The organism is Paenibacillus tyrphae (assembly GCF_027925525.1).
Lineage (GTDB): Bacteria > Bacillota > Bacilli > Paenibacillales > NBRC-103111 > Paenibacillus_G > Paenibacillus_G tyrfis_B.
This window is the reverse complement of the sequence record NZ_BSDJ01000004.1, coordinates 217,548-242,732: the sequence shown is the minus strand read 5'-3', so window position 1 is coordinate 242,732 and position 25,185 is coordinate 217,548. Positions and strand designations below refer to the sequence as shown.

The 25,185-nt window shown below is 57.1% G+C and carries 25 protein-coding genes; 10 read left to right on the top strand and 15 right to left on the bottom strand.

Going from position 1 to position 25,185, the window contains the following annotated elements; genetic code table 11:
• Window positions 1–35: 35 nt before the first annotated feature.
• From QMG93_RS06535 to QMG93_RS06525, 3 genes are read right to left on the bottom strand one after another with little or no spacing between them, the layout of a single operon-like run.
• Entirely contained in the window at window positions 36–1,502 is a 1,467-nt protein-coding gene (locus QMG93_RS06535; protein WP_281934632.1) for a sensor histidine kinase, read from the bottom strand.
• A complete protein-coding gene (locus QMG93_RS06530) occupies window positions 1,499–2,206 on the bottom strand; it encodes a response regulator transcription factor (RefSeq protein ID WP_281934631.1) in 708 nt (235 codons plus the stop codon). Before QMG93_RS06530 ends, QMG93_RS06535 begins: the two co-directional genes overlap by 4 nt.
• Entirely contained in the window at window positions 2,199–3,461 is a 1,263-nt protein-coding gene (locus QMG93_RS06525; protein ID WP_281934629.1) for a hypothetical protein, read from the bottom strand. Before QMG93_RS06525 ends, QMG93_RS06530 begins: the two co-directional genes overlap by 8 nt.
• 288 nt (window positions 3,462–3,749) lie before the next feature.
• Between QMG93_RS06525 and QMG93_RS06520 the strand changes: the two genes are divergently transcribed.
• Window positions 3,750–4,886 carry an LCP family protein gene (locus QMG93_RS06520; RefSeq protein WP_281934627.1) on the top strand — a complete coding sequence of 379 codons (1,137 nt, stop codon included), beginning with the start codon at window positions 3,750–3,752 and terminating at the stop codon, window positions 4,884–4,886.
• A 198-nt stretch (window positions 4,887–5,084) separates the two neighbouring features.
• Window positions 5,085–6,494: a DUF2339 domain-containing protein gene (locus QMG93_RS06515; RefSeq protein WP_281934625.1), complete on the top strand. Its 1,410-nt coding sequence runs from the start codon at window positions 5,085–5,087 to the stop codon at window positions 6,492–6,494.
• 69 nt (window positions 6,495–6,563) lie between these two features.
• Here the strand turns inward: QMG93_RS06515 and QMG93_RS06510 are convergent, their stop codons facing one another.
• Complete coding sequence (locus QMG93_RS06510) at window positions 6,564–7,202, bottom strand: helix-turn-helix transcriptional regulator (RefSeq protein ID WP_281934623.1); 639 nt, start codon at window positions 7,200–7,202, stop codon at window positions 6,564–6,566.
• A gap of 273 nt (window positions 7,203–7,475) precedes the next feature.
• Between QMG93_RS06510 and QMG93_RS06505 the strand changes: the two genes are divergently transcribed.
• Window positions 7,476–8,096: a GyrI-like domain-containing protein gene (locus QMG93_RS06505; RefSeq protein WP_281934621.1), complete on the top strand. Its 621-nt coding sequence runs from the start codon at window positions 7,476–7,478 to the stop codon at window positions 8,094–8,096.
• Between the two features lie 30 nt (window positions 8,097–8,126).
• Here the strand turns inward: QMG93_RS06505 and QMG93_RS06500 are convergent, their stop codons facing one another.
• Together QMG93_RS06500 and thiD are read right to left on the bottom strand one after the other, a co-directional pair.
• Window positions 8,127–8,564 carry a DUF86 domain-containing protein gene (locus QMG93_RS06500; RefSeq protein WP_281934619.1) on the bottom strand — a complete coding sequence of 146 codons (438 nt, stop codon included), beginning with the start codon at window positions 8,562–8,564 and terminating at the stop codon, window positions 8,127–8,129.
• Between the two features lie 135 nt (window positions 8,565–8,699).
• The gene (thiD, locus tag QMG93_RS06495; protein WP_281934617.1) at window positions 8,700–9,509 is read right to left on the bottom strand and encodes a bifunctional hydroxymethylpyrimidine kinase/phosphomethylpyrimidine kinase; all 810 of its coding nucleotides are present in this window, start codon (window positions 9,507–9,509) and stop codon (window positions 8,700–8,702) included.
• Between the two features lie 198 nt (window positions 9,510–9,707).
• On the opposite strand from thiD, the gene QMG93_RS06490 reads away from it, so the two are divergent.
• Together QMG93_RS06490 and thiO are read left to right on the top strand one after the other, a co-directional pair.
• Complete coding sequence (locus QMG93_RS06490; RefSeq protein WP_281934616.1) at window positions 9,708–10,352, top strand: thiamine phosphate synthase; 645 nt, start codon at window positions 9,708–9,710, stop codon at window positions 10,350–10,352.
• The gene (gene thiO / locus QMG93_RS06485; protein WP_281934615.1) at window positions 10,349–11,497 is read left to right on the top strand and encodes a glycine oxidase ThiO; all 1,149 of its coding nucleotides are present in this window, start codon (window positions 10,349–10,351) and stop codon (window positions 11,495–11,497) included. Before QMG93_RS06490 ends, thiO begins: the two co-directional genes overlap by 4 nt.
• On the opposite strand, the gene QMG93_RS06480 is transcribed toward thiO, so the two are convergent.
• Window positions 11,492–12,157 carry a tetratricopeptide repeat protein gene (locus tag QMG93_RS06480; RefSeq protein ID WP_281934613.1) on the bottom strand — a complete coding sequence of 222 codons (666 nt, stop codon included), beginning with the start codon at window positions 12,155–12,157 and terminating at the stop codon, window positions 11,492–11,494. The two genes, thiO and QMG93_RS06480, sit on opposite strands and share 6 nt — an antisense overlap.
• 164 nt (window positions 12,158–12,321) lie before the next feature.
• On the opposite strand from QMG93_RS06480, the gene QMG93_RS06475 reads away from it, so the two are divergent.
• Window positions 12,322–12,597 (top strand): hypothetical protein, encoded by a 276-nt coding sequence (locus QMG93_RS06475; protein WP_281934611.1) that lies wholly within the window; start codon window positions 12,322–12,324, stop codon window positions 12,595–12,597.
• A 73-nt stretch (window positions 12,598–12,670) separates the two neighbouring features.
• Here the strand turns inward: QMG93_RS06475 and QMG93_RS06470 are convergent, their stop codons facing one another.
• On the bottom strand, window positions 12,671–13,036 hold the full coding sequence (locus tag QMG93_RS06470; RefSeq protein ID WP_281934609.1) for a hypothetical protein: 366 nt from the start codon (window positions 13,034–13,036) through the stop codon (window positions 12,671–12,673).
• Between the two features lie 194 nt (window positions 13,037–13,230).
• On the opposite strand from QMG93_RS06470, the gene QMG93_RS06465 reads away from it, so the two are divergent.
• From QMG93_RS06465 to QMG93_RS06450, 4 genes are all read left to right on the top strand, one after another.
• Complete coding sequence (locus QMG93_RS06465; RefSeq protein WP_281934607.1) at window positions 13,231–13,857, top strand: FMN-dependent NADH-azoreductase; 627 nt, start codon at window positions 13,231–13,233, stop codon at window positions 13,855–13,857.
• A gap of 236 nt (window positions 13,858–14,093) precedes the next feature.
• On the top strand, window positions 14,094–15,233 hold the full coding sequence (locus tag QMG93_RS06460; RefSeq protein WP_281934605.1) for an MGDG synthase family glycosyltransferase: 1,140 nt from the start codon (window positions 14,094–14,096) through the stop codon (window positions 15,231–15,233).
• Window positions 15,234–15,280: 47 nt separating this feature from the next.
• Window positions 15,281–16,450, top strand: coding sequence for an MFS transporter (locus QMG93_RS06455; protein ID WP_309299654.1), 1,170 nt, complete (start codon window positions 15,281–15,283; stop codon window positions 16,448–16,450).
• Window positions 16,443–17,816, top strand: a complete 1,374-nt coding sequence (locus QMG93_RS06450) for a polysaccharide deacetylase family protein (protein ID WP_281934603.1) — start codon at window positions 16,443–16,445, stop codon at window positions 17,814–17,816. Before QMG93_RS06455 ends, QMG93_RS06450 begins: the two co-directional genes overlap by 8 nt.
• A gap of 153 nt (window positions 17,817–17,969) precedes the next feature.
• Here the strand turns inward: QMG93_RS06450 and QMG93_RS06445 are convergent, their stop codons facing one another.
• The 7 genes from QMG93_RS06445 to QMG93_RS06415 form a co-directional block, all read right to left on the bottom strand.
• Window positions 17,970–18,290 (bottom strand): hypothetical protein, encoded by a 321-nt coding sequence (locus QMG93_RS06445; RefSeq protein ID WP_281934602.1) that lies wholly within the window; start codon window positions 18,288–18,290, stop codon window positions 17,970–17,972.
• A gap of 385 nt (window positions 18,291–18,675) precedes the next feature.
• Entirely contained in the window at window positions 18,676–19,647 is a 972-nt protein-coding gene (locus QMG93_RS06440) for an ROK family protein (RefSeq protein ID WP_281934600.1), read from the bottom strand.
• 45 nt (window positions 19,648–19,692) lie between these two features.
• Window positions 19,693–20,502: a DeoR/GlpR family DNA-binding transcription regulator gene (locus QMG93_RS06435; RefSeq protein ID WP_281934598.1), complete on the bottom strand. Its 810-nt coding sequence runs from the start codon at window positions 20,500–20,502 to the stop codon at window positions 19,693–19,695.
• A gap of 166 nt (window positions 20,503–20,668) precedes the next feature.
• Window positions 20,669–20,929 (bottom strand): YciI family protein, encoded by a 261-nt coding sequence (locus tag QMG93_RS06430; protein ID WP_281934596.1) that lies wholly within the window; start codon window positions 20,927–20,929, stop codon window positions 20,669–20,671.
• A gap of 39 nt (window positions 20,930–20,968) precedes the next feature.
• Window positions 20,969–21,931, bottom strand: a complete 963-nt coding sequence (locus QMG93_RS06425; RefSeq protein WP_281934594.1) for a D-2-hydroxyacid dehydrogenase — start codon at window positions 21,929–21,931, stop codon at window positions 20,969–20,971.
• A 218-nt stretch (window positions 21,932–22,149) separates the two neighbouring features.
• Entirely contained in the window at window positions 22,150–23,889 is a 1,740-nt protein-coding gene (locus tag QMG93_RS06420; protein ID WP_281934592.1) for a hypothetical protein, read from the bottom strand.
• A 49-nt stretch (window positions 23,890–23,938) separates the two neighbouring features.
• Entirely contained in the window at window positions 23,939–25,177 is a 1,239-nt protein-coding gene (locus tag QMG93_RS06415) for an efflux RND transporter periplasmic adaptor subunit (protein WP_281934590.1), read from the bottom strand.
• Window positions 25,178–25,185: the final 8 nt, after the last annotated feature.

Genomic DNA, 25,185 nt, shown 5'->3' with positions numbered 1-25,185 from the left:
TGCGAATGGATGCGGATTCGCCCCGATCTTTTCCATTATCCCCCATCCGCTTCAGGCTTGTCAAATGGCGTGCCGGAGGCTTCCGCCCCTTGAGCCTCAGCCTCTTCCAACGGCAGCCGGACCGTGACCGTCGTTCCTTCCCCTTCTGCCGAATCGAGCCGAATCGCACCTTGATGCAAGTTGACGATTTCCCGGCAAATGGCGAGTCCGATGCCGGTTCCTTCCGCTTTAGGGTCCGCCTGATAAAACTTCGTTTGAACGTTACCTAGATGCTCGCGCGATATCCCGATGCCGTTATCCGCAATGTGCACGACGGCGTCCCGGTCCTCCCGCTCCAGAGAAATAGCAATGCGTCCATCCGGCCCGGTAAATTTGATCGCGTTATCGATCAAATTCAAACAAACCTGCTTCAGCCGATTCGTATCCCCGATGACCGTCACGAGTTCGGATGGTACGCTCAATCGAAGATCGATCCGCTTTTGCTCCGCTTTGGAACGCATTTGCAGCACCGCCTCCCCCAGCAGCTCGTTCATCTGCACGCGGGCGAGATCGAGCGTTATGCTTTTCTGGTGCAACCTGGAGAAGTCAAGCAGCTCCTCGACGAGGCCGATCAAGCGGTCCGTTTCCTTCGCGATAATGCCAAGCCCGAGCCGCGTCTCTTCCTTGTCGTCCATGCCGCCGGTCAGAATCGTTTCGCTCCATCCCTTAATGCTGCTCAGCGGCGTCCGAATCTCGTGAGAAATGGAAGAAATAAAATCGTTCTTCAGCGCTTCGCTGCGCACGATCTCGCGAGCCATATAATTCAGCGTCCCCGCCAGCTCGCCGATCTCGTTGTCATACGATTCGTTGACCCGCACATCGAACCGGCCTTTGGCCATCTCGGCGGATGCGGCCGTCATCCGCTTGATCGGCCGGACGATCGAATTGGCAAAGGGAAGGCTGACGAGCAGCACCAGCAGCAGCACGACGACGCCGACGCCAGCCGATACGGCGTAAATCGTGCGCAGCACCCGGTCTACCTCCGTCAAGGAAGTGACATACCGGATCACCGCCAGCGTCTGCCCTTGGTAGACGAGCGGGTTGGAGACGGCCATCACGCGCTCGTTGGTCACCGCTTGATTCCCGGTCCATACCCCCGTCCGGCCCGCCCAAGCCTCCTTCACATCGCTTGTCCGAATACTCTCCTGGACGGCAAAGCCGCTCGATGCCGCCAGCACCGTACCGTTACGGTCCACAATTTCCAGCTCCGCCGTTTCGTAAGCGAAATACTGTACCATCCGGTTCAAATGCTGGCTCAAGTTATTGTAAAACAAGTCCCCCGCAAAATTGGCGTAAAAGTTCGCCGAGACAACGGCATGGTTGGTCAGCACATTGGCGATGCCGTTATAATAAAACTGGCGGACGGCAAAGAAAAAGACGCCTTCCATCAGAAGGAGCGTTAGCAGAACGATCCCCAAAAAGCGCATGACGACCTGCCGCCTCAGACTTCGTCGCAGCTTCATGTCGAGGCTTCCCGCCCTTGCCAGCGGTAGCCGAAGCCCCATACCGTCTCGATAAATTTCGGAGCGGACGGGTCCTCCTCTACTTTTTGACGGAGCCTGCGGATATTGACATCGACGATTTTCGGATCTCCGATGTATTGGACGCCCCAGATCTCATCGAGCAGATCGTTTCGGCTTAGCGGGGAGCCTTCTTTTTCGATCAGGCGCTGGATCAAAGCAAACTCGGTCGGGGTCAGATCGATCCGTTCTCCGTTTTTGCGGAGCTCGACTTTGTCCGGATGAATTTCGAACGGACCGGAGCGCAGCGTGCCGCTATCTTCCCCGCCGGCTGGCTGCCTGCGGACACGGCGCAGCAGCGATCCGATGCGCGCCATCAGCTCTCCCGGACTGAACGGCTTGCCGATATGATCGTCCGCTCCGAGCGACAACCCCATCACTTTGTCCTGCTCCTGCACTTTGGCCGTCAAAAAGATGATGCCGATCCGCTCGTTAAACTCCCGCACCCGCCGGCACACCTCGAAGCCGTCGATCCCCGGCACCATGACGTCGAGCAGCGCAATATCGAAGCTGTCGTCCCGCTTCAGCAGCGCCAGCGCTTCGTCCCCGGTAACCGCCTCCGTAATGTCATACCCCTGCCGCTTCAAATTGACGACGACAAAGCTGCGAATCGAATCTTCGTCCTCCAGAATAAGTATTTTACTCATGCGTCTGGCTCCCCCCTTCGGCTCTCGCTTCCGATAGCAAGCGGAAAAAGCTTCGATAAGCCGCCCCGTTCGCATCGATGGCATATACTTGATCCATCGTCCGGCTCAACACGATCCATGACTTGTTGTCATCCGTCCATTCCGCCTGCGGGAATACCCGGATCTCGGCCAGCAGCTTCCCGTCTCCGGTATCCATGAAACGGACGGAAGCCTCCGACTTCTTCACCGTAAACCGGCCCTTCCACTCCGGCGGAATGTCAAAGGTATACCCGTATTCGCCGCTATAGTAACGTTCCAGCCCCGTCGTAAGTCCCCGTCCGCCGTCCCATTTGGCGAAGGTCTCGATCCAAGGGATGTTGGCCATCGCCTCGTTCTCGTAGCCCGGCGGATCGTACATGCCGGATATTTCGATAATGCCGTCGCCGTCGGCGTCTTCGCTTTTGCCCGAGTAGGCTTTGTAGGTCGTTTGTGGATTAAGCGCCCGCTTGAGCTTCCCTCCCTCGTACACAAGCAGCTCGGTATACGAGGAATGAGCGCCTACCGAAGCATCGAGCACGACGCCTCGCTTGTCCGCCGACACGCGCCCTCCGAGCACGTTATAATAATCGTTCACGGTCGAATCCAAACGGACGTTACCCAGCTTGCGAAGCTCGTTATCATATTGATAGAGGACTGCGTTGGACGATACTCCCCTGTCGTGTACAATGACCGTTACATCTTTCTTTCCGTCTCCGTTCAGATCGTCAATGACATAGTCCGTATACGGCAGCTCCAGCTTCTTTACCATCCGTCCGGCCTCCAAGGAATAGACTGCCAAGCCTTTGGCCGATTCCGCTCCCGTCGAATAGCCCGCGATAACGTCCTTCCGGCCCTTCTGCACCACATCGTCGAACGTCAGCGAATCCAGCTCGAAGCCGGCGCCCTCGAACCGGTCAAGACGCTGCCACGAATCGTCCTTCATTCTCCATATTTCGCCATTCAGCTGTTCCTTGTTTTTGATCTTATAAAAGAACACCGCTTCCTCGCTGCCGTCACCGTCCAAATCGATCAGCGAGAACGCTCCCTTCTGCTCCGCCTTGCGGGGGCGGATCAACGCCGCGCCTTCCGGCAGCGACCGTTCGATCGTCTGCTTGAGCGCCTCCTGCTCGGCCGGGAGCTTCGGCAGCCGCATATATGCCCCCGGCTGTCCCATGAAGCCGCAGCCCGTACAGCCTAAAACCAGCGCCAGCCAAGCCGCCGCCGCTTTTCTCTTCATCGTCATATGTCACTCCCCAAGCGGTGGTCCGAACGTCCGGGTTTCGTTTTTTTCACATGATAGCCTTTCCTCTTGCAAAAATCAATCAACGGGCCGAATACGTGTGATCGGGCTCATTTTAGGGTAAAGAAGAGTATCTCCCTCCATTGTAATCGTTTGTCGAAAGAAGAAGGTAACAAAACGATGACAAAAGATTTGGCGAATTTTTAATATTTTTGTAACCTTTTGCTCCATGTTTTGCGTTAACATGGTAGACAGTGTTTTGAAAGAGCGTTAACAGGAGGTTGAATGATGGTTCCTTCCCGACAAAATATAACGATCAAACCCCGCAAAACCTTGCGGAATGTTATTATAGGTCTTGCCCTGCTTGGCGCAGGCGCTGTCGCTTACGCCGGATATTTGCTGCATCAAGCCGACAAGGCGCTGGAAAATATGTCCGTGGCCCCGCCGGTAAAGACGACCCAGCAAGGATTGAACGGTCTGGTTGGTTCTACGGAGAATTTCAAGCCGATGACCTTTCTGCTGACAGGGATCGACAGCCGCGAAGGCAGCGGCGGCACGCTGAACACCGATGTGCTGATGCTTGTCTCGCTTAATCCGGAGACCCGCTCCGCCACAATCGTTTCCATCCCCCGCGATCTGGAGATGAAGCCGAGGGAGTTCGGCCTTTCCAGCCAAAAAGCGAACTACTATTACGCGTACTATTACATACAGGACAAGGACACCGCGATTCAGAAGACGAAAGAGCTGTACGGCAACATGTTCAACGTGCCGATCGATTATATGGCGGCGATCAATTTCGATGGCTTCCGCAATGTCGTCGACGAGCTCGGCGGAATCGAAATGAACGTCGATATGGATATGCGCTACGTCGATGATGAAGACGGTACGGATATCAATCTGAAAAAAGGGTATCAGACGTTAAACGGCAAGCAAACGCTTGATTTCCTGCGTTACCGCAAATCCAACCGGGGCACCGAAGAGTCCTCGGACCTCGCCCGCAACCAGCGCCAGCAGGAAGTGCTCGATAAGCTGCTGCAAAAGATGACGTCGTTCAGCGGGATTACCCAATGGAGCGGATTGCTGAAAATCGCCGGAGAAAGCGTGAAAACGGATATCCCTGCCGATGAGCTTCGCCGGTTCGTGCTCTCCTTCCAGAAGCTGAAGCCCGACCATATCGAATTCATCCATCTGGACGGACGGTGGGACAGCCCTTTCATTGTTGTCAAAGAAGACGAGCTTACCGCAGCGATCGCCTCTTTGCGAACGCAGCGGGGCCTTCCGGCGGAAATCCCGGGGAGGACCGTGACCGGTTCGACCTACAGCTTATACAGCAAGCGCTTCGGAATCGATCCGGCACCTGTGAAAATCAAAGAAAAGGAAAAGGAAACCGATACGATGACCAAGAACGGCAGGTCCCGCTAACCGCGGCAGACCTGTTCTTTTTTTTATTTTGAACCTTCTGCAGCTCGGTTCGGAAAGCATCCCGTTGAACAAGTAACAGCAGAAATCGAACGTGCGTTCCAGTACTAGATGAAATTAGTACTTATCCCCTCCTCCCTCGTTCCCTTACAATTATTGTAACTAAGTACGGAACACGATATCGAGGGAGGAACGTTGGGCATGAAAGAACGGCTGCGCAGGTTGCCGTCATGTTGGCCCGGAGCCGTGGTGATTCTGGGGGTCTTTCTATACGGGCTCTGCCTTACGCTAGGGCAAGGGCCTCCGTCGGGTACGGGCATGCTGGTCACTGCGGCAGGGGCAAGCTGGATCGCCTTCAAATGGCAGTCGAGACTCCTCATGAACGTATCACTGCTCGGAGGATGGCCGGCGCTCCTGATTGTAAGCCCGGGCCCGGATGAAGGCTGGATGCTCTGGGCCGGCTTATTGGCATTGAATGTCGTCTATTTTACCCTCAGTCTCCGGCTCGATTGGAACGAGCTGAAATTCACCGCATTTGCAGGCACATGGCTGTTGTATTTCTTATTTTACTTGAAGCTCCAGCCGGATGCCGCCGAAGGCTGGAGCCTTGCATACCGGTATGCGCTTCTGATTTATATTTTTTACATTGGCGCCTTGTCCGTCTCCATATGGAAGAAACGTGCAGACGAAGGCGCCGACCTGTTCCTGGGTATCGCGAATGCAGCCGTGTTCGGCTTCTGGGCGTTCGTCTTGTGGGAACGGGTCGTGCCGATCGCCTACCCGATGCTGTTCATGGGGATGCTGTACGTCATCCTGGCCTGCCTGATCCGACGCTGGTTACCCGAATTATCTACGATCGTCCTGATGAAGCTGTTCGGCGGGATGATGCTTATACTCCTCGCAGCGCTCCACTTTCTCAAGGAACGGACCTTGGAACCGGTCACTCATGTATTTGTATGGCTTCCCGCCGCTATCGCCATGCTGGGACTTGGCACCGTAAAACGATGGGGTGCGCTCCGAGGGGTAGCGGCCGTCGTCTGGCTGGGCGTCTTCGGCTACTGGATTTTTGGCGCATGGAATGCGGCAGAGGCGGACCCGTTCGGCAATCTCTCCCCGTTCGCTCACGGGAATATGCTGGCTTGGGCGCTGCTGGCCGCCGTAGGATTTTATTTGTCGGTCAAAGGCCGCTTCGAACGATTGCGGGAAGACGACAACCGGATGCTATCCAACGGCTTCGCCTTCCTCAGCCATCTGGCCGTCGGCGGAGGACTTGCCTGCGGAACATATAGCTTCTTTGCCTATTACGGGCTATCCCCACGGCTTAACCTGCAGCTTACTTTGTCGGCTGTCTGGGGCTTGTACGCGCTATTGCTGCTGTTGTGGGGCGCTTACCGGAAGCGGAAGCCGCTTCAAGCCTTGGGCTCCTTGACGCTAATCTGCCTCGCTGTCAAGACGATACTGTTCGATCTGTCCGGGAGTCCGGCTATGGACAAAATTATCGCGTTCATCCTGTTCGGGCTGCTCTCTGTCGGCATAACGTATACGACGAACCTGCGAACGGCCCAAAACAAACGGCCCAAGCCCGAAAACGACGCGGCTCCCCCTTCCTGAAACGGCAAAAAACCATCTCTTGCGGAGATCCAGCAGTCATTGCGGAGATCCGGCAGAAGAGATGGTTTTTTATTGGTTTGGCCGAATGGCATACGTACATTTGCCACCGCCTTTGGCGAGACATTCCGTCCGTTCCACTTCGGCTTCCGGACCGAGCAGACGCTGAAACATCGCGAGCTCGCATTGGCAAGCGTGGTTATATTGATTGGCTACCTGAGAGATCGGGCAATTGTACTCCTTCAGCAGATAACCGCCGTCCTCCGTCGGCTCCAATTCGACCATGTAGCCATTGGCATTCTGAATCTCGGCCAGCTCTTGAACGCGTCCGTCGAACAGCTTGTCTTTCATGCGCTCTCCATAGCGGCCGATCAGCCTCTCCTTGCGCCGCTCGAACAGCAGGTTCACGTTGTTTTCCCCCAGGGAAGCTTCCAGCTCTTCCAGCAGGTCCAACGCGAGATGCTGATACTTTTTAGGAAATGAGTCGTCGGCATTCGATGTCAGCGAATACAGATGCGAAGGTCGTCCCATCGCCTGCCGCACCAGCTTCGATTCGATCAAATTATCCCGTTCCAGCGTGTTCAGGTGCCGCCGCACCGCCATTTCCGTGATGCCTAGCTGCTTCGACATGTCCCCTACGCTAAGCGCTCCTTTGGTCTTGAGCATCGTGAGGATGACGCGTCGCGTCGATACGTCCGTTTCCTGGTTCATGCGGTCTCACCGTCCTTCTTGTATGCAGGCCGCCTGCTTCATTATGGCGGAAGCTATGCTGTACCGTATGAATAAGCATATTGTATACGAAATGATACGATAAGTAAATTAATATACTACTATGTATGTAAAATACTAACCGAGGAAAAGGCTGGCGGAGAATAAAACGGAGAAAAATTCGAAGCTGTTCCGCTACACTGACAATAGGTTGTCAGGGATAACCCGTTAAGCTGGAGCTATATCCTATTCGAAACGAAGAGAGGACGTGCGCGAATGGACAAGCTCGATCTTGCCAAAACATATAAAACTTATTACAAATCCGGCTCGGAGCCGGAGCTTGTAGGCTTCGGCGAAGCGCCGTACTTGACGTTTGCCGGTCAGGGCGACCCGAACGGCGAGCGGTTCGCCCAAGCTACCGCAGCGCTGTACGCAGCCGCTTACGGTGTCAAGGCGCTTGGCAAAGCGCAGGGAACCAATTTTGCGGTACCGAAGCTGGAAGGGCTGTGGTGGGTGGAATCCGGCAAGCCCGCACTGGAAGTCCCGCGGCAGGAATGGCGCTGGAAGCTGCTGATCCGCATGCCCGACTTCGTCACCGGGGCCCTGGCTGTCGAGGCCAAAGAGAAGACGTCCCTGAAGAAAAAAGAGCTCGCCGACGACATCGCTCAAGTGGCGTACGAGACGATGGCCGAAGGGCTGTCCGTGCAAATGCTTCACATCGGTCCTTACGAGACGGAGCCGGAAACGGTGGAGCGCATGCACGCTTACATGGAGGTACGCAGACTGGTTCAAAACGGATTGCATCATGAAATTTATTTGACCGATCCCCGTAAAACCCCGCCTTCCGACTGGAAAACGATTCTGCGCTTCCCGGTAGAACAAAGGGACCTGTCCTGATCAGGACGGTCCCTGGTCTGCAGCACGGCGCTACAGCATTTCTTTGCGGATAAATGCCGGTACGGCTTCGGCAAAAGCGCTCAACGCCCCGGGCAGCTTCGCGATCATCGGATGCAGCCCGCTGCGCGGCAGCGTGTTGTATTCCTGCGTCAGCGAACGGCGCAGCTTCACAAGCTCCGTCAAAACGGCCGCAACGTCAGCCCCGAATACGCCTTCGCCGGCGAGGATCTCGACGATGTCCTCATAGCTGCTGGCGTCCCGCATCATGAACGCGTCGATCAGCAAGCTGCCGACGTCGGTCACCGTCTCAATCGCCAAATGCAGCGTCCTCTCCTGCGCCAGGTGCAGCAGCAGCTCCGATTCCGATTCCGGGGCTTCCCAAGCGGACTCCAACGCAGCGCAAGCTTTCAATAAATCCGGCACGAACGCCAGCCGGGCATCGATTTGTTCCTGATTGACATAGTACATATCGCTTATCTCCGTTTCTTCTTTTTCCACTTGGACCACAACACGATGGCGGGAAAAAAGACAATGAGCAGGACGATGAGCAAAACCGCCTGCATCAAGTATTCATAGCTCATGTATCGGATGCTCCTTCGTCTGCTATTCGGCCGCAGCGCGCTCGCGCACGTACGCCCAATGGTTCGTCGGACCGTGACCGGCGCCGATGCCGAGCGTATGCCGGATGGCAAGCGTAATAAATTGCTTGGCCGTATGGGCGGCCTCCAGCAGCGTCTTTCCTTTGGCAAGCTCCGCACAGATAGCCGCGGAAAAGGTACAGCCTGTCCCATGCGTATGGCGGGTTTCGTACCGCTCACCTGTCAGCAGGTGGAACGCCTCGCCGTCGTACAGCACGTCTGTCGGCTCGCCGCTGCGGTGGCCGCCTTTGACGATCGCCGCGCCAGCGCCAAATTCCTTGACGATGTGCCGCGCGGCCTCCTTCATGTCCTCTATCGTGGCAATCGAAAGGCCTGTAATCACTTCCGCTTCCGGGATATTGGGCGTCACAAGCGCGGCCAACGGCAGCAGCTTTTCGCGCAGCGCGTTCTGCGCATTGCCGGCTAGCAGGCTGGCTCCGCCCTTGGCGACCATCACCGGGTCGACGACAAGCCGCTTCAGCCCGTGCTTACGGATGCAGCCCGCCACAAGCTCGATAATTTCCGGCTGCGACAGCATGCCGGTTTTGGCCGCATCCGCTCCGAGATCGGACAATACGGCGTCAATCTGCTTCTCGATCCCCTCTAGCGGAATATCGTAAATGCCGTGAACGCCCAGCGTGTTCTGCGCGGTAATCGCCGTAATCGCGGACATCCCGTACACGTCAAGCATTTGGAACGTTTTCAAATCCGCTTGAATCCCTGCCCCGCCTCCGCTGTCCGAGCCTGCAATGGTCAATGCTTTGAATATCGTCATGATGCACCTGCCTCCCGAATCGCTATACCTTCCATAAGTTTAGTCTTCTCCTTCCCGACCGTCAAGAAGCCCGGCGGAGTCGCGGCCCACGGTTCGTGATCATTTTATGACAAGTGGGACAAACGCTTTGACGCCGCAGAAGCGAAAGCGTTATGATGAAACTACATTTCAATGGAGAAAAGGAAGGTCCGATCCCGTATGTCCCGGAGAACCCATGCGCTGCACGTTATTACGACCGGCCGGCAGGAGCTGGAAGAGGTGGCCGCCATTGTGTCCCGCTGTCCGTTCGAGCTGGTGGACGCGCTGCACATCCGCGAGAAGCACCGCAGCGCCAGCGAGCTGGTGCGCTGGCATGCGCGGCTGAAACCGCTGCTGCCGCACACGGCGGTCCTGCTGAACGACCGCCTGGATGCCGCGTTGGCCGCCGGGGCGGCCGGCGTGCAGCTTACCGGCAGCAGCTTGTCGCCGGCCGAAGCGCGCACCATCGCTCCGCGCGGCATGACGCTCGGCTGCTCCGTCCATTCGGCCGCGGAAGCGGCCGAGGCGGGCCGGCAGGGAGCCGATTACGCGCTCTTCGGCCATGTGTACGCCACCGGCTCAAAACCGGGCCTAAAGCCGCGCGGCCTGAGCGGACTAACGGAAGCCGTAGAAGCGGCGGACGTACCCGTGCTGGCCATCGGGGGCATCGAACCGAATCTCGTGGACGATGTCTTGTCCACTGGCGCAGCTGGCATTGCCGTGCTGTCTTCGGTGCTGCTGCATGAGGACCCGGCGGGACAAATTGCCGCATTCCGGGAAGCTCTCGATCGGACGAAGCATACCCCAAGGAGAGGATTGTCATGAGTACGGATTCAAGTCATACGGGCACCAAGCCGACCGTTATCATCGTCGGCGGCGGCATTATCGGCTGCAGCGCGGCCTACGAGCTCAGCAAGGTTGGCTTTGCCTGCACGCTGATCGAGAAAGGGGCGCTGAATCAGGAGGCGTCCACCGCCGCCGCGGGGATGCTGGGGGCCCAATCCGAAACGCACCGGCCCGGCCCTTACTACGAGCTGTGCCGTCTGAGCCAGCAGCTGTACCGCGCTTGGACGGACGAGCTGGAGCAGGTTAGCGGCCTTACGGCGCAGTATGTCGCCGAGGGAATCCTCCGCGCGGCCCTTACGGAAGAAGATGAAGCCGAGCTGCGCGGCCGCTTGTCGTGGATTCGGGACGCCGAGTGGGTACAGCCTGCGGAAATGCTGAAGCTGGAGCCCGAGCTGACCGCTGCCGTGCGCGGCGGGCTGTATTTGCCTGCCGACCATCACGTGCATCCGGTCTGGCTTGCCAAGACGCTGCAAGCCACGATAGCGAAGCAGGGCTGCACGATCCGCGAGTGGACGCCGGTCATCCGGCTGCTGACGGAGCCCGGAAGCGGCCGAATCCGTGGCGTACAGACGTCGGAAGGCCCGCTGTACGCGGACCTCGTCGTGCTCGCTGCCGGCGCTTGGAGTCCGGCGTTGACCGAGCCGCTCGGGCTGAGCCTGCCTATGTTCCCGGTCAAAGGCCAATGCATCTCGCTTAAAACCGAAGCGCCGCTCATCCGCTCCACCGTCTTCACCAAAGGCTGCTACGTCGTGCCGAAACGGGACGGCAGCTACATTGTCGGCGCGACCCAGACGGAAGCCGGCTTCGACAAGCGGCCGACCGCCAAGGTCATCGGCGAATTGCACGCCAAAGCGGCAGCGCTGCTGCCGCGGCTGGCCGAGGCCGAATTCGTCTCCACTTGGGCGGGGCTGCGGCCCGGCACGCGGGACGCTCTGCCGTTCCTCGGCACGTGGGACGCTGCGCCCGGCTTGATCTTCGCTACGGGCCATTACCGCAACGGCATTCTGCTCGCACCGGCCACCGCGCGGATTGTCGCCGAGCTGGCGCAGGGCCGGCCGACTTCGGCGGACTTGGCGCCGTTCACGCCCATCCGGGCCGCCGCAGATACTGCCGCCGTCTTATGATTTCATGCGGGCGAGAAGCGCCCAGCGCCGTTCGTGGCGCCGCTTGTATTTGGGAAGCCCCCGGTATAGTTCCACCGCTTCGCGGAACGCCCGGCGGGCTTCTTCGTTTCGCTCGAGCCCCCGGTACAGAAGACCGAGCCGGTAGTACGCTTCGCAGGACGAAGAGTTGACTTCCCCGAACCGTTCCAGATACCGGATCGCCTTCTCCGGATTGCTGCCTGCGAACGCTTCGCCCAGCCGCAAATAAGGCTCGCCGTATTTGACCCGCGGGTTCAGCTCCAGCGCACGCAGCAGAAGGCGCTCGCCTTCCTCCGTCCGTCCCAGCTTCAACTCGCAAATGCCCTGCTCGCTGAGCACGTCCGCGGAATCGTCCATCACTTTCGCCACCTCAACCAACAGTTCGAGCGCCGCGCCGTATTTTTTTTGCTCCATATAAATTCGGGCGATTTCCAGCTTGGTCGACGTATGATGCGGATTGAGCCGCAGCTCATCCTTCAGGCGGGACAATCGTCGCGCCCGCTTCAGTGGCTGAAAAATGCTCGGGGTCAAGCCGACAAAACGACGGTCAACCATATACAGGATGATCAGCAGCACGAGAAAGGCCACAAACGGATTTCCGGTGACCCACCATAATAAAGAAAAGATGAAGACTTTACTCACGCCTGGCGACCTACCTTTCGCTTGTTTTCCCACCGATTGTACCACAAATTGCCATAAACGGTCAGGCAAAAAATCAGATGTGAACGTTTCCCGAACAGGCAGGAATTTACCGGTTGCTTCGCGAATGGTTTGTCCATGAAGCAATCGGGGGGAACAACCAGTCCATGAGTACAGCAAATGAAGACAAGGCCGCCAAGTGGCAAAAAACGCGGCAATTGGGCAAAGCGAGATATGTCATGTACTACGGCGTTGCCATGTGGGGGATCTCGCTGGCGGTGCTGTTTACAGCGATCGAATGGCTGACACAGCAAACGCTTACGCCGTCCTGGTTTACGATCCGCATCATCGTATTCGGGATAATCGGCTTTCTTGTCGCGAACTTCCGATGGGACGGCAACGAGCGCAAATATGCGCCGCGCCCGACGAACAAGAAGCGCTGAGCTGCGCAAAAAAAGAAACAGACGGCCCGCCTCAAGGCGCAGACGTCTGTTTTTTGTTTCCCTGCCATATGACTTATACTTTCTGCAACCGCGCTTCCTTCAGCTGCTGCCGGATCTGCTCCCGGACGTCTCCGAAGCTCAGCACCTGCTCCTTAAACGCTTCTCTCGGATTCCAATGCGTCTCTCCCGCTCCGTCCGCGAACAGCTTCTCCGTGACATCAACATAAGCGGCATGCAAATCATTGTCGTACCAATCGATATCGCGGTCCGCGTCTTTTTCCAGCACCATCACCATATCGTAGTCGTTGGCCTGCGATTCTGCAAACAGCACCACCAGATAGTTTTCTCTCCCTTTGATGCGAACTTCGACATCCGCGCACAACTGGTCGCCGCGCTCCAATACCCGGCGGTATGCCGCATATTCAATCGGATTCATCATCCCAAACTTCCTTTCCGTCGTTTCGCTGCGGTTAGCTTCCCACTCCCGGAAACCGGCTATACCTTTTTTATTTTAAATTTAAAATAACACTTGACTTTAGTAAGTTACATGTTTTATTATACTTACATAAAGTAAGTTATTAATTTTGATTGACCCTATACCCTTTTCGCCAAATTAAAGGAGGCTTTATTTTTATGTCCAACGTACTTTTTATTAAAGCAAACGACCGCCCGGCCGATCAGGCAGTTAGCGTAAAACTGTATGACGAATTCCTGAAATCGTACCGTGAAGCTAACCCGCAAGACCAAATCACCGAGCTCGACCTGTTTGCAGCCAACCCGCCTTATTACAATTCCGTCATGATGACCGGCTTGTTCAAGCAAGGTAAAGGCATGGAGCTGACGACAGAAGAAAAAGCGGCAGCCGATGTCGCCAACGCTTATCTGGATCAATTTCTGGCTGCGGACAAAGTCGTCTTCGCGTTCCCGCTCTGGAACTTCACGATTCCGGCCCAATTGACAACTTACCTGTACTACCTCTGCCAAGCCGGCAAAACATTTAAATATACGGAGCAAGGGCCAAAAGGTCTCGTAACCGATAAAAAGGTCGCTCTGCTGAATGCGCGCGGCAGCGTTTATTCCGAAGGACCAATGGCGTCCATTGAAATGTCGTTGAATTATGTGAAAACGATTATGGGCTTCATCGGCGTAACGGATCTGACTACGGTCGTTGTCGAAGGCCATAACCAATTCCCGGATCGTAACGCAGAAATCGTGGAAACCGGTCTTCGTCAAGCTGCACAAGCCGCATCCACGTTCTAAGTTCACAGCTGCCATACACCGTCGGCCCCTGCTCAAGGGGCCGATTTTTTTGGCTTTGAGCCTAAGTTGAGCTCCGTGCGAATAGGATGTCCTATAGGACAAATCAGAAAATTTACTCAATTTTTTGTACCTTTTCGCAAACTCGTATATGATAATGATGGGGCCATCTTGCCCTCCTTCCACAACTTCACCATTGTTTCGCGAATCTGAATGAGAACTAAGGTGCGTGAAAAACTATGACTGAAGCCAACCCCAACATTTTGATTTTATATGCCAGCTACGGCGATGGACATCTTCAGGTCGCCAAGGCGCTGCAGCAGCGTTTTGCCCGCTTGGGCATCGACCAGGTCAAGCTTGTGGACCTGCTTGCGGAGGCCCACCCCTTCGTGAACGCCGTTACCCGTTACGTTTATCTGAAGAGCTCTACCCTGGGGCCGGATTTATACGGCTGGAGCTTTTATTTAACCCAGCATTTAAAGCACGATACGGCGTTTACCAAAATGCTGAACCGGTTCGGTACGCGTAAATTCAAGCAAATGCTGCAGGCCGAACGGCCCGATGCGATTATTTATACGTTTCCGCTGCCTGTCGTCTCCGGGCTAATATCCCGCAACGGCACGGATATCCGGACATATACCGTCTTAACCGACTTTGTCCTTCACCAGCGCTGGATTCATCCGGATATTGATAAATATTACGTAGCCACAGAGCACTTAAAGCAGCAGATCGCCGATTCCGGCGTGCCGGAGCACCGCATTGAGGTGAGCGGTATCCCGCTCCGCAGCGCGTTCAGCGAGCCGATCCGGCGGCAGGACGTCTGCCGGAAATATGGTATCGAGCCTTCCAAGCCCGTCGTTTGCCTGATGGCCGGAGCCTACGGCGTCTTGAAGCACATCAGCCAGATGGGGCATGCGCTGTTCCACTTGGACGAAATCGAGCTAGTCTTTGTATGCGGCAGAAACAAACCGCTCAAGGAGCAGATCGAAGCGTCGTTTGCAGGCCATCCCCGCGTCCGCATTCTCGGTTATGTGGAGCACATTCACGAGCTTATGGCGATCTCGTCGTGCTTAATTACGAAAGCCGGAGGCATTACGCTCTCGGAAGCTTTGGCCATGCGCTTGCCGGTTATCGTTTTCCGTCCCCTCCCGGGCCAGGAAAAAGAAAATGCCCGCTTCCTGGCGCAGCAAGGAGCAGTCGAAATTGCGCAGCGCCCCGAAGAGTTGACTTCGCTCGTGAAGCGGATCATCTCGCTCCCCGAACAAGCGGAACGAATGAAGGCCGTCATGGAGGAATTGTACAGCGGAAATGCGGCGGAGTCCGTCGTCTCGGATATGCTTGAAGGTCTCTCCCGCATCAAAACCGGAATTTTCGGCTAGAGCGGGAGCTCGGCTTTGGCTTGCCATCGAGGAGGTGTATAGGTCAGGTGCTGCGAAAAATCGCAATGGACAAAGACGTATTACCGCTTGCGCTCATTTTGTTTTTGGTCGAATTCGTTCGGGGCGCCTATCTGGTCTCCTTTTTGCCGACTTATGCGACGGGTATCCTTGGTCTTTCCGTGGCCGTTGTCGGCGCCGCCGTGTCCGTCCATTACGTCTCGGATACGGCGATCAAATGCCTGGCCGGTTATTTGCTCGACCGCTTTTCGCTCCGGCTTATTCTTCATTCCGGGCTGTTCGTTTCGCTGCTCGGCCTGCTCGCCATGTATTACTTCCATCAGGCATGGGTGCTTATTGTAGCCGCCGCCGTATTTGGCATCGGCGTCTCTCCGGTATGGCTTGTCTGCCTCAGTAAAATTAAAGAGGAGAATCGGGCGTCCCAAATGGGCATCCTTTATACGATATGGCTCGTCGGCTTAGGGTCCGGGCCGGTCGTTATCAACTTTTTGATCGATAAAGGATACCAGCTCTCCTTCTGGCTCATGGTCGGCTTGTGGGCTCTCGGATGGCTGCTGGCGCTGCGGATGAAAAACGAAGTCTCCTCCAAGCAGACCTATATCCCGCTAAAACGCCAGGCGGAGCTGCTGTGGGAACGAATGAAAACGATGAAGCGGCTGCTCCCGGGCATGATTCTGCAAACGGCGGCCGCCGGTATGCTCGTTCCGATCTTGCCGGGCTTTGCCGCCAATACGCTGGGTATCAGTCACAGCGGCTACTCGCTCGTCCTGATGGCCGGTGGCGCTTTAACGGTCCTGTTCCTGATCCCGATGGGAAAATGGTCCGACCGCCTGGGACGCAAATGGTTTCTCATCTTCGGCTTCGGGGCCATGGCCACCGCTCTCTTCCTACTGACCCGGGTTACAACGCTGCCTACCGCCGTCTTGATCGCCGCGGTCCTCGGCTTTGCCTATTCAGCCGTCCTTCCCGCGTGGAACGCCCTTCTGGCGGACTATGTGCCGAAAAACCAGCAGGGCCTCGGATGGGGATTGTTTTCGAGCGTGGAAGGGATCGGTGTCGCTATCGGCCCGGTAATCGGCGGATGGCTGGCTGCCGCGTTTCATGAACCGGCCGCCGTATTGACAAGTGCAGCTCTGCTAGGGGGGATTGCTTTGTTTTATTGTTTCGTTCCTGTAGAAAGAGTGATGGAACATGGCTGAATCAATCACGATTCTCGTTATCGTCCTTACTTTATACACGCTGATCCCTACATTTCTCATGCGCGTCTTCTCGCTTGGCGCGTACCCGAAAGAAAACACCGAGCACGGCATTGCGCTTACCTTCGATGACGGTCCGGACCCGAAATATACGCCGATTCTGCTCGACCTGCTTGCGCGGCATGGTGTCAAAGCGACCTTTTTCGTGCTCGGGTCCAAAGCTGAGCGTTACCCCGAATTGATTCTGCGCATGCACAACGAGGGCCACCTGATCGGGGTTCACAACTATGTACACCGCACTAATGCCTTGATGATGCCTTGGAAGGTCAGAAAACAAATTAACCGGACCGCCGAGGTGATCGAAAAGATTACGGGTAAGTCCCCTCAATTTTATCGTCCGCCCTGGGGCGTTGTGAACATCTTTGACTTTTTCCTGTCCCGGCGTTTTCGCATCGTGCTCTGGTCGCTTATCGTCGGAGATTGGCTCAACCGAACGGGTAAGGATAAAATCAAGCAGCGCTTGTTCGCTCAGCTTCAGAGCGGTTCGGTGATCGTGCTTCATGACAGCGGCGATACGCTCGGGGCGGACCCGGATGCGCCGAAGCTCATGATCGCCGCGCTTGATGAATTTTTGACGGAAACGGCGCGCCGCGGCTTTACGTTCGTCCGCATCGACGAGCGGTTTCCGCTGAACGAGACGGAGGATCGCCTGCCTCCGGACCGGCCGAAGCGTAAACGGTGGATCGCCGCACTCTGGCTCCAATGGGAGCGGCTCTTTCAATGGCTGCTTCAGGTACGGCCGATCGATCCGTTTAACGCACTGCTCCAGTTTCGGGTGTGCCGGTATCATGGCAAACGGATTCCGCTGAATGACGGTCAATTCATCGAACCGGGCGATTGTGTCATGGAGCTTCACCTCGACAATGCGACGCTGCTCGACTTTGGGATGAAGACCAGATCAACGATGCAGCTGGCCGTGCAATTGATCCGCGCGATGGAGCGGTGTTTGCCGCTCGTATCCGAACGGCTGGCAAGCGACCCGACGCTCCGTGACGTGAAAGGCTTATATGGCGTCTCGATCATCCATCGCGGCGCTTCCCAGCTCGGATTTACCGTCTCGGATCTGCCCAAGGGCATCTTTTTATTTTGTTCCAAGCTTTATTTACGGTGGCTGCTGTACGTCATCCACCCGCAGGGCAAGCGGCGACTGGACACGAAGACCGCGCTGCTGACGCCAAAAATGATCGCGATCTCCGCAAACGAGGTACGCCGGAGATACCCGTCGAGCAGCTTCCACAATCCGGAGCTGTCCTCGAACCCGCTGACGGCCGGAAGAGGCTACGACGAAAGCATGTATCAAGGGATGTAAACGTCAAAAACAAAGAGCCTGCAATCGGGAAGATTGCAGGCTGTCAAGGAATTTATATATTAAAAAGGGGGTCGATTGTTATTATAGGCAAGGAACGTTAACGCAGGATGAAATTCAGATTACAGTTTTGTTACATTTGAATGATTGTTGTAACTAGGCGTCTGCGTCTGGGGCCGGGTCGCCGCCGATCTTTTTCTTCATGATCAGTTGAGCGAAAAACAGCAGCACCTCATTATTCGCGAACGAAACGCCCAAGCCGAACAGACCGAACATCCGGGAAAACTGCTGTTCGGAGCCCGCAAAAGCCGACGACCACCACCAGACCGCACCCGCTGTCAGCACAATGTTGACCGCCGTTGCCGCCAGAAACGAAAGCAGCAGCTTTTCCGTCTTCCACATCATAAGAATCCCAACAAGACCCGTTAATACAAATCCGGCTCCCAGCATGAGCCAATAAATCGCATCGTATGTCAAGGCAAGTCCCACTCCTGTTCCATCGCATGTGTATCCCTTCCAAGGTTACCATGAAAGAAGAAGCGGTACAACCGGTTACACGGTTCGCCGCAAAACTGTCAAACTCCCGCCGTCTGGTCATCGTCCCTCAAGAAGCGTATAATAGAATGGATCACCAATCAGGAGGTGCCGACATGGCCAAAAGTCAAGCATGGAAAAAACGGCGGAAGCTGGAGCGCGAAGGCTCTCGCAATCCAGAGCTGAGCCGCGGAAGCTGGTACGGTGTCGTTCCCGTCGAACGGACGACCCCGACGCTGCACGAGAAACAAAGACGCTTAATGGATAAGCACAAAAAGAAATGGAACCGCACGCTGCCCCCGGACAGTGACGGTTCCATTTTTTATTGCTATACAATATCGGTTCCGTTCAGACGATGCTTCGCATACAATGCGCTGCCGACGACACCCGCATCTTCAATCCGTTCCGCAGGCTTGATGACGAGATCGTCCAAGTAGAACGAAAGCGTGGACCGCTCGATTTCTTTGCGCATCGGCGCGAACAATCTCTCGCCCGCCAGCGAACCGCCGCCGCCGATCACGATCGCCTCCGGGCTGAACAGCGGAATCGCCGCCGCCAAGCCCCGGCCAAGCAGGGTCCCCGTACGCTCCATCACGGCAATCGCCGCAGGGTCTCCTTCGTCGTATGCGCGGGATACGTCCGCAGCCGTCAATTGCTGGAGATTGTCCCCGGAGAAACGCTCAGCCAATATCGTCGATTCGCCCCGCTGTACCGCTTCCCTCGCTTGGCGCGCAATCCCTGTTGCCGAAACGGCCGTCTCCAGGCACCCGGTCATCCCGCAGTTGCAATGGTATTCAAGGCCCGGAACCGGGATGTGTCCGAATTCGCCGGCACGTCCGCCGCTGCCGTAATACAGCCTGCCTTCGTTCACCATCGCCGCCGCGAGGCCCGTCCCGACCGTCAGGCCGAGTACGTGCTTATAACCTTGTCCGGCCCCGGCGACCGCCTCGCCGTACACATACATCCGTACATCGTGGTTGAGATAAACGGGCAGTCCGCCGAGATGCTTGCTCAGCTCCGACGTTATCGGGACGTTTTTCCAGCCGAGGTTGACGGCGAGCACCGACACGCCGTTCACATGGTCGACGAACCCGGGAATGCCGATACCGACCGCCTCCGGCGATACGCCGGCTTCCGCGATCAAGCCGTTCACAGCTTTCCCCAGCCGTTCGATCACGTCCTCGCTGCCCCGCTGCGCCTCGGTCGCGACCTTCGTCATGCGCAGCGTCCGCCCCGTCTCGTCTGTCAAACCGCAAACCATATTGGTACCGCCGATATCGATTCCTACGTAATGTTTCACCGGATCTCCTCTTTTCTATGCGTTTCGCTACTAGTCATTTCCCCATCAGAGGACGGGAGCCGCCGGCTCCGCCAAGTACAGCGCGATCCCCTGCTCTTCCAAATGCCGCTTCAGCTTCTCGTCGGTCGGCTGGTTCGTAATGCAGCCCTGCACGGCTGTCAGCGGTGCGATGCTGAACAGCGAAGTCCGGCCGACCTTCGTATGATCGAAGACGGCCACCGTCCGGCGTGAGCGCTTCAGCATCAGCCGGGCGATGTCGGCTTCCTGCTCGGAGAAGGTGGTCAAGCCCTGCTCCTCGGTAACGCCGTCCACGCCCAGAAACATCATGCCGATGTTGACGCTGTCCACAATTTTCTCCGCAAGCGGGCCGCACAGCTCGAAGCTGTTGCTCCGCATCACTCCGCCGGTCAGCACCACCTGAATGCCGTCGCTCTCGGACAGCTCCATCGCGATGTTCACAGCGTTAGTGACGACGGTAATGCCCCTTCGCAGCTTGAGCTCCCGGGCGATGAGAAACGTCGTCGTGCCCCCGCTCAGCCCGATGACGTCGCCTTCCTCCACCAGCGAAGCGGCCTTGGCCGCAATGGCTTCCTTTTCCAGCCACAGCAGCTCCTTCTTCTCGTTAAAGGGGACTTCCCTGCCGGCAGACGGAGACGGCGTATCCAGCTGTGCGCCGCCCAGACTGCGGATCAGCCCGCCCTGCTTCTCCAGCAGGTCCAAGTCGCGCCGGGCGGTCGCTTCCGAGCAGGCGAACTTGTCAATGATCTCTTGAATCGTAATTTTTCCTTGGCGTTTCAGCAGGTTCATAATCTGCTCGCGCCGCCGGTCGCCTTTGCTGAGCATCTTTCCGCTCATGGCGTCCCCTCCTGTCGTTCCCATCCGTTTGACAATCTAATGAAATAATAAATCTTTTTTTTGACGATATCAATCAATTTCAATCAAACGGGAAGAAGGGAGCTATCCCTTTGTGAACGAACGTTGCTGAGCTGTTCCAGGGAGCGGCGAGCGCGTTGAGACCCGCTTATTGCACCATGTCCCACTCGTGAATCTCATAACGGCGGGCACCGTGGAGCACGTACGGGTCGTTCTCCGCCCAGGCGGTCGCCTCTTCCAGCGATTCGGCCTTGTATATGACCATGCCGCCGGCACCGTCCGTAAACCGTCCGCTGGCGAAAATGCGCCCTTGACCGCGCTGAGCCTCCAAATAAGCCAAATGCTCGGGCCGATAGGTCGCGCTCTTCGCTTCATCCAACATCGGCAAAAACACAACAAAATGCTTCATTCTGGAATACCCCGTTTCTGTATTATAGTGACGGGCCGATTATTCCGGCACCGTATGAACGGGCTTTCCTTCGAGGAAAGCCCGGACGTTCGCGCACGCCGTGTCCATCAGGCGGGCCCGCGCTTCCTTCGTCGCCCAAGCGATATGCGGGGTGACGATGCAGTTCGGGGCCGCGAGCAGCGGGTTGTCCGGGTGCGGCGGCTCCGCCGACAGCACGTCCAGACCCGCGCCCCCAAGGCGGCCTTCGCGCAGCGCCGCGGCCAGGTCGCTCTCGACGACGAGCGGGCCGCGGGCGGTGTTGATCAGCATCGCCGAAGGCTTCATGAGGGCGATGCGGTCTTGGTTGATCAGCCCATGCGTCGCGGGCGTGAGCGGGCAGTGCAGGCTGATGACGTCAGCCTGCTGCAGCAGCTCCGGCAGCGTCACCCATTCCACCCCCTCCACGGGGGTGGGCTGGGTGCGTCCGCTGCCGACGGCGATGACGCGCATGCCGAACGCTTCGGCGATGCGCGCGGTTTGCCGCCCGATGCGGCCGAGCCCGATCAGGCCCATCGTTTTCCCCGCCAGCTCCACGAGCGGCGTCTTCGTGAAGGTAAAATCCGGGGAAGCGCTCCATTCCCCGGATTTTACCGCTTCGGCGTGCCGCCCGACGTGCTGGCACAGCTCCAGCAGCAGGGCGAATACGAACTGCGCCACCCCGTGTGTGCCGTAAGCCGGCACGTTGGTTACGACAATGCCGCGCGCCGCCGCCGCTTCGGTATCGATAATGTTGTATCCCGTCGCCAGCACCCCGATGTAACGAAGGTTCGGCAGCCGCGCAATCGTATCCGCCGACAGCGGCGTTTTGTTCGTCAGCACGATACCGGCATCCCGCGCCCGATCTACAATCTCCTCGACCGGCGTACGGTCGTACAGAGCAACCGATCCCAATCGTTCCAGCCCTTCCCAGCTCAGATCGCCGGGATTCAGCGTATAGCCGTCAAGTACGACAATCTGCTCCATTCCAGCCCTCCATGTTAGCTCTAGAGTCCTGTTCCGCCATGTCAACCGACAGGACGAAGCTTGACCCAATTATCTCCATCATACCGCTTTTTCCGTGAGGCGTAAATTGAAAGCGCCCCCGTTCTCCGCTTCATTCTTCAACGAAAAAAGTCCCGCCCGCAAAGTCTTCTTAAGACCTCGCAAGCGGAACTTTAAGTCAAGCCTGAAGCCATGTCCGGTTACGGCTGCTGCAACGTCCCAATGAGCCGGCGGGCCGGGCCATACGGAGTGTCAATGACTTCGTATACACGCATCGTCAGCGGATGATCGAATTGATCCGACGGCGTATCGGTAAAGTAAATCGATTGCTCGCCGTTCTCCACGCGCCCCTCGCCCGTCAAGCTGAGCGTCTGTCTGGCGACTTCGCGGGTATCGCTGCCCTCGATCACCAGTTGCAGCTTGGAATAACCGGCGTCCACGATGACCGGTTCGGTCGTCTTCAGATCGACGTTCCACTTCAGCTTGTACGTATAGGTGTAAGACTTTGTCGTTGGGTTCGTACCGGTCGTATAAGCCAGCCACCAGTCTTTTACCTTAAGCGCATAAGGATAAAAATCAACCGCCCCTTCCTCATTCTTCGTCTGATTCACGTTCAAACCAACCTGTCCGATTGCCGTTTTGTACGGTGCGGCGGTTTTGCTATCGCTGAACTTCAGTGTAAAATGGTCCCCGTCACCGGCAAGCGGCAGCATGAAGGTGTAGTTCATCACATATGCCGTTCCGGGCAGCACCTCCTGCGCAGCCGTCTTCTGCTGGCTGCCCGTGTACGAGGAGCCGCTCGCGCCGATCAGCTCCGCTGCCAGTTGAGGCACCGGCAGCGGCTTGTCGCTGCGGTTATCCAGCTTCAGCTTCACGACGCCCGTCTGATAGCTCTGCCCTTTGTTTTCGTACAGCCGGAAGTCGACTACCGATACGGCGAGATCGGGATGCACCGCACTGTTCAGCGGATCAAACGCGAGCCGCGTGCCGAAGCCTTCTACCGTAGGAAGCGCACTTGGGCTGCCGGGCTGTGTCTCGGGAAGCGCTATGCGCAGCCGGCCGACGGAATAGCTGACGGCTGCCGCCGCATCCGTCCGGTTCGGAATTTTGTAGCTTTCCGGCGTCTCCACAGTCAAGCTTTCGAGCGGCTTGTCGGCTTCGTAAGGAATCGAAATGTATAAGTACTTTTTCTCTTTCGGATCGACGCTGACGGCCGCTTGCTCCTGGTGAGACCCTTTGTAAATTTGACCTGCCGCCTTGCCGTCCACCGAAAACGCCGGAACCGTCTCGGTCTGGGTACCGTTATTAGTTACCAGCAGCTGAAGCAGCTCGACCGGCGCCCCGTCCTTGAATTGTTTGGTCATGCCGACCGGCGTATACTCCAAGGAAGATTCGATTCCCGGGATGGCAAACGGCGTCCCCCATGCTTTGACGGGAATCGAACCGTTATCCGCCGCGTCCCCGTACCAGACCAAGCTGCTTACCGGCAGCTTCAGCATGGAGGTCTCCACCTTCGGATAGACGTCTTTGTTCACGTCCACCCATACGAGATCGGTCGGCTGCACGGCATCGGTACGATCGATTTGCGCCATATAGCTAAGCTCGACCGAAGAGGACGCAGGTACGGAACCGGGATTGTCTGCGCTTGGCTTGAGCACATAGCTGGTGCCCGCCGATGTGACGACGCGCAGCTCGTAATCCGGCACGCGGGCCGCACTCGCCCAGACGTTATACATTTTCACAACGACTGCGATGCGCGCGCCGCCGTTCGCCCGTTCGCTGAGCAGGCTCTTCACCTTCACCTGCACCGGACCGGACAGCACGGCCGGATACCGCACATCGATGGCCGGCTGCGGATTTTCCGCCCGTACGGCCCCTTGAAAAGACAAGGCCAAGGACACAATCAGCGCCGTTGAAACTACTCTTTTCCATGTATTCATAGGATGTCCTCCATTATTCGTAAGTCGTTCGTCTGTCGGCGGCGAAGCCTCAGTTGCGGACAACCGCCTTGTCTTGATCTTTCAGCTCCCGCTGCCCGGATACGATCACCTGCTCGCCTTCCTTCACCCCGCCGAGCACTTCCCGGTTCGGTCCGCTCTCACGCCCGAGCGTTACTTGGCGCTTCTCCGCGTGGTCGCCAGCGAGGACGAAAACGAAGCTGTTGTTCCCTTCCTTCACGATGCCCGAAGTCGGCACGGTCAACGCCTCCTGCTTCGCATCGCCGCCGAGCTGCAGCTTCACCCGCATGCCCGGCTTCAGCTTCCGGTCCGGGTTAGGCGCGGTCAGCTCCAGCACATAGGTTTTGCTTTGCGCGCTCATCACATCGGCCATATAAGCGACAGTCCCCGTCATTTTCTCGCCCGTGTCCTGGATGACGAACGGAATATCCTTTTTGCCGCGAACCAGCTTCGCCGTCGTTTCGGTCACGTCGGCATGCAGCTTGATCGGATCGATCTGCTGAACGACGCCCGCGACATACCCGGGGGCGACCGTCACGCCTTGTTCAGGATATAGGTCCGTCAACAGACCGCCAATCGGCGCCTTCACGTCGAAGTCGGACAAATTTTTCTCGATATCCTGCATTGCCAGATCCGTGCTCTCGATCTGGAGTTGCAGCGGAACGAGCGGATCGGTCGCTTCCAGATTCGCCAGCTGCTTCTTCGACGTGTCCAGATCGAGACGGGCCGTTTTCAACTGGCTCTCCGCTTTGTCCACCTGCGATTTGGGAGCCGTGCCCGCATCGTAGTCGTTGCGCGCGTTATTGTACGCTTTTTCGAGATCCGCGATTTGCAGCTCCAGCTTCTCGATCGTATTGTTCAGGACAGCTTTATTGGTGGCAATATCCTTGCTTGTTTTGTCCAATTGCGATTCGAGATTTTGCCGGGACAACCGGTTTTTCTCCTTATTGCGAACGGCATCCGTGGAATCGAGCCGGAACAGCACTTCGCCCGCCGCGACCGCGTCCCCGCGTTTTTTGAGCAGCTCCGCCACGTCGCCATTCGCTTTGACGACGACATTCGCCTGCGAGGACGGAACCGCATCGGCGTCCTGCTCCGACGAACCGTCCAGTTGCATCTTCGAGACGGCGGCCACCTTCACGGGCTTGGGCCCGCTCTCCCCCGCGTTCGCCGTCGAGCAGCCCGCGGCTGTGGCGGCGGTCAGCAAAATAGCCAGCCCGGCCAGCGCGCTCCGCTTCCAGCCGACGGTTTCTTTATTATTATAGGTCATGGAATTCC

What these genes read in the sequence shown, in the direction of transcription:
- QMG93_RS06535 (WP_281934632.1), bottom strand. Translation starts at nt 1,502, where the DNA reads ATGAAGCTGCGACGAAGTCTGAGGCGGCAGGTCGTCATGCGCTTTTTG.
- QMG93_RS06530 (WP_281934631.1), bottom strand. Translation starts at nt 2,206, where the DNA reads ATGAGTAAAATACTTATTCTGGAGGACGAAGATTCGATTCGCAGCTTT.
- QMG93_RS06525 (WP_281934629.1), bottom strand. Translation starts at nt 3,461, where the DNA reads ATGAAGAGAAAAGCGGCGGCGGCTTGGCTGGCGCTGGTTTTAGGCTGT.
- QMG93_RS06520 (WP_281934627.1), top strand. Translation starts at nt 3,750, where the DNA reads ATGATGGTTCCTTCCCGACAAAATATAACGATCAAACCCCGCAAAACC.
- QMG93_RS06515 (WP_281934625.1), top strand. Translation starts at nt 5,085, where the DNA reads ATGAAAGAACGGCTGCGCAGGTTGCCGTCATGTTGGCCCGGAGCCGTG.
- QMG93_RS06510 (WP_281934623.1), bottom strand. Translation starts at nt 7,202, where the DNA reads ATGAACCAGGAAACGGACGTATCGACGCGACGCGTCATCCTCACGATG.
- QMG93_RS06505 (WP_281934621.1), top strand. Translation starts at nt 7,476, where the DNA reads ATGGACAAGCTCGATCTTGCCAAAACATATAAAACTTATTACAAATCC.
- QMG93_RS06500 (WP_281934619.1), bottom strand. Translation starts at nt 8,564, where the DNA reads ATGTACTATGTCAATCAGGAACAAATCGATGCCCGGCTGGCGTTCGTG.
- thiD (WP_281934617.1), bottom strand. Translation starts at nt 9,509, where the DNA reads ATGACGATATTCAAAGCATTGACCATTGCAGGCTCGGACAGCGGAGGC.
- QMG93_RS06490 (WP_281934616.1), top strand. Translation starts at nt 9,708, where the DNA reads ATGTCCCGGAGAACCCATGCGCTGCACGTTATTACGACCGGCCGGCAG.
- thiO (WP_281934615.1), top strand. Translation starts at nt 10,349, where the DNA reads ATGAGTACGGATTCAAGTCATACGGGCACCAAGCCGACCGTTATCATC.
- QMG93_RS06475 (WP_281934611.1), top strand. Translation starts at nt 12,322, where the DNA reads ATGAGTACAGCAAATGAAGACAAGGCCGCCAAGTGGCAAAAAACGCGG.
- QMG93_RS06470 (WP_281934609.1), bottom strand. Translation starts at nt 13,036, where the DNA reads ATGATGAATCCGATTGAATATGCGGCATACCGCCGGGTATTGGAGCGC.
- QMG93_RS06465 (WP_281934607.1), top strand. Translation starts at nt 13,231, where the DNA reads ATGTCCAACGTACTTTTTATTAAAGCAAACGACCGCCCGGCCGATCAG.
- QMG93_RS06460 (WP_281934605.1), top strand. Translation starts at nt 14,094, where the DNA reads ATGACTGAAGCCAACCCCAACATTTTGATTTTATATGCCAGCTACGGC.
- QMG93_RS06450 (WP_281934603.1), top strand. Translation starts at nt 16,443, where the DNA reads ATGGCTGAATCAATCACGATTCTCGTTATCGTCCTTACTTTATACACG.
- QMG93_RS06435 (WP_281934598.1), bottom strand. Translation starts at nt 20,502, where the DNA reads ATGAGCGGAAAGATGCTCAGCAAAGGCGACCGGCGGCGCGAGCAGATT.
- QMG93_RS06430 (WP_281934596.1), bottom strand. Translation starts at nt 20,929, where the DNA reads ATGAAGCATTTTGTTGTGTTTTTGCCGATGTTGGATGAAGCGAAGAGC.
- QMG93_RS06425 (WP_281934594.1), bottom strand. Translation starts at nt 21,931, where the DNA reads ATGGAGCAGATTGTCGTACTTGACGGCTATACGCTGAATCCCGGCGAT.
- QMG93_RS06420 (WP_281934592.1), bottom strand. Translation starts at nt 23,889, where the DNA reads ATGAATACATGGAAAAGAGTAGTTTCAACGGCGCTGATTGTGTCCTTG.
- QMG93_RS06415 (WP_281934590.1), bottom strand. Translation starts at nt 25,177, where the DNA reads ATGACCTATAATAATAAAGAAACCGTCGGCTGGAAGCGGAGCGCGCTG.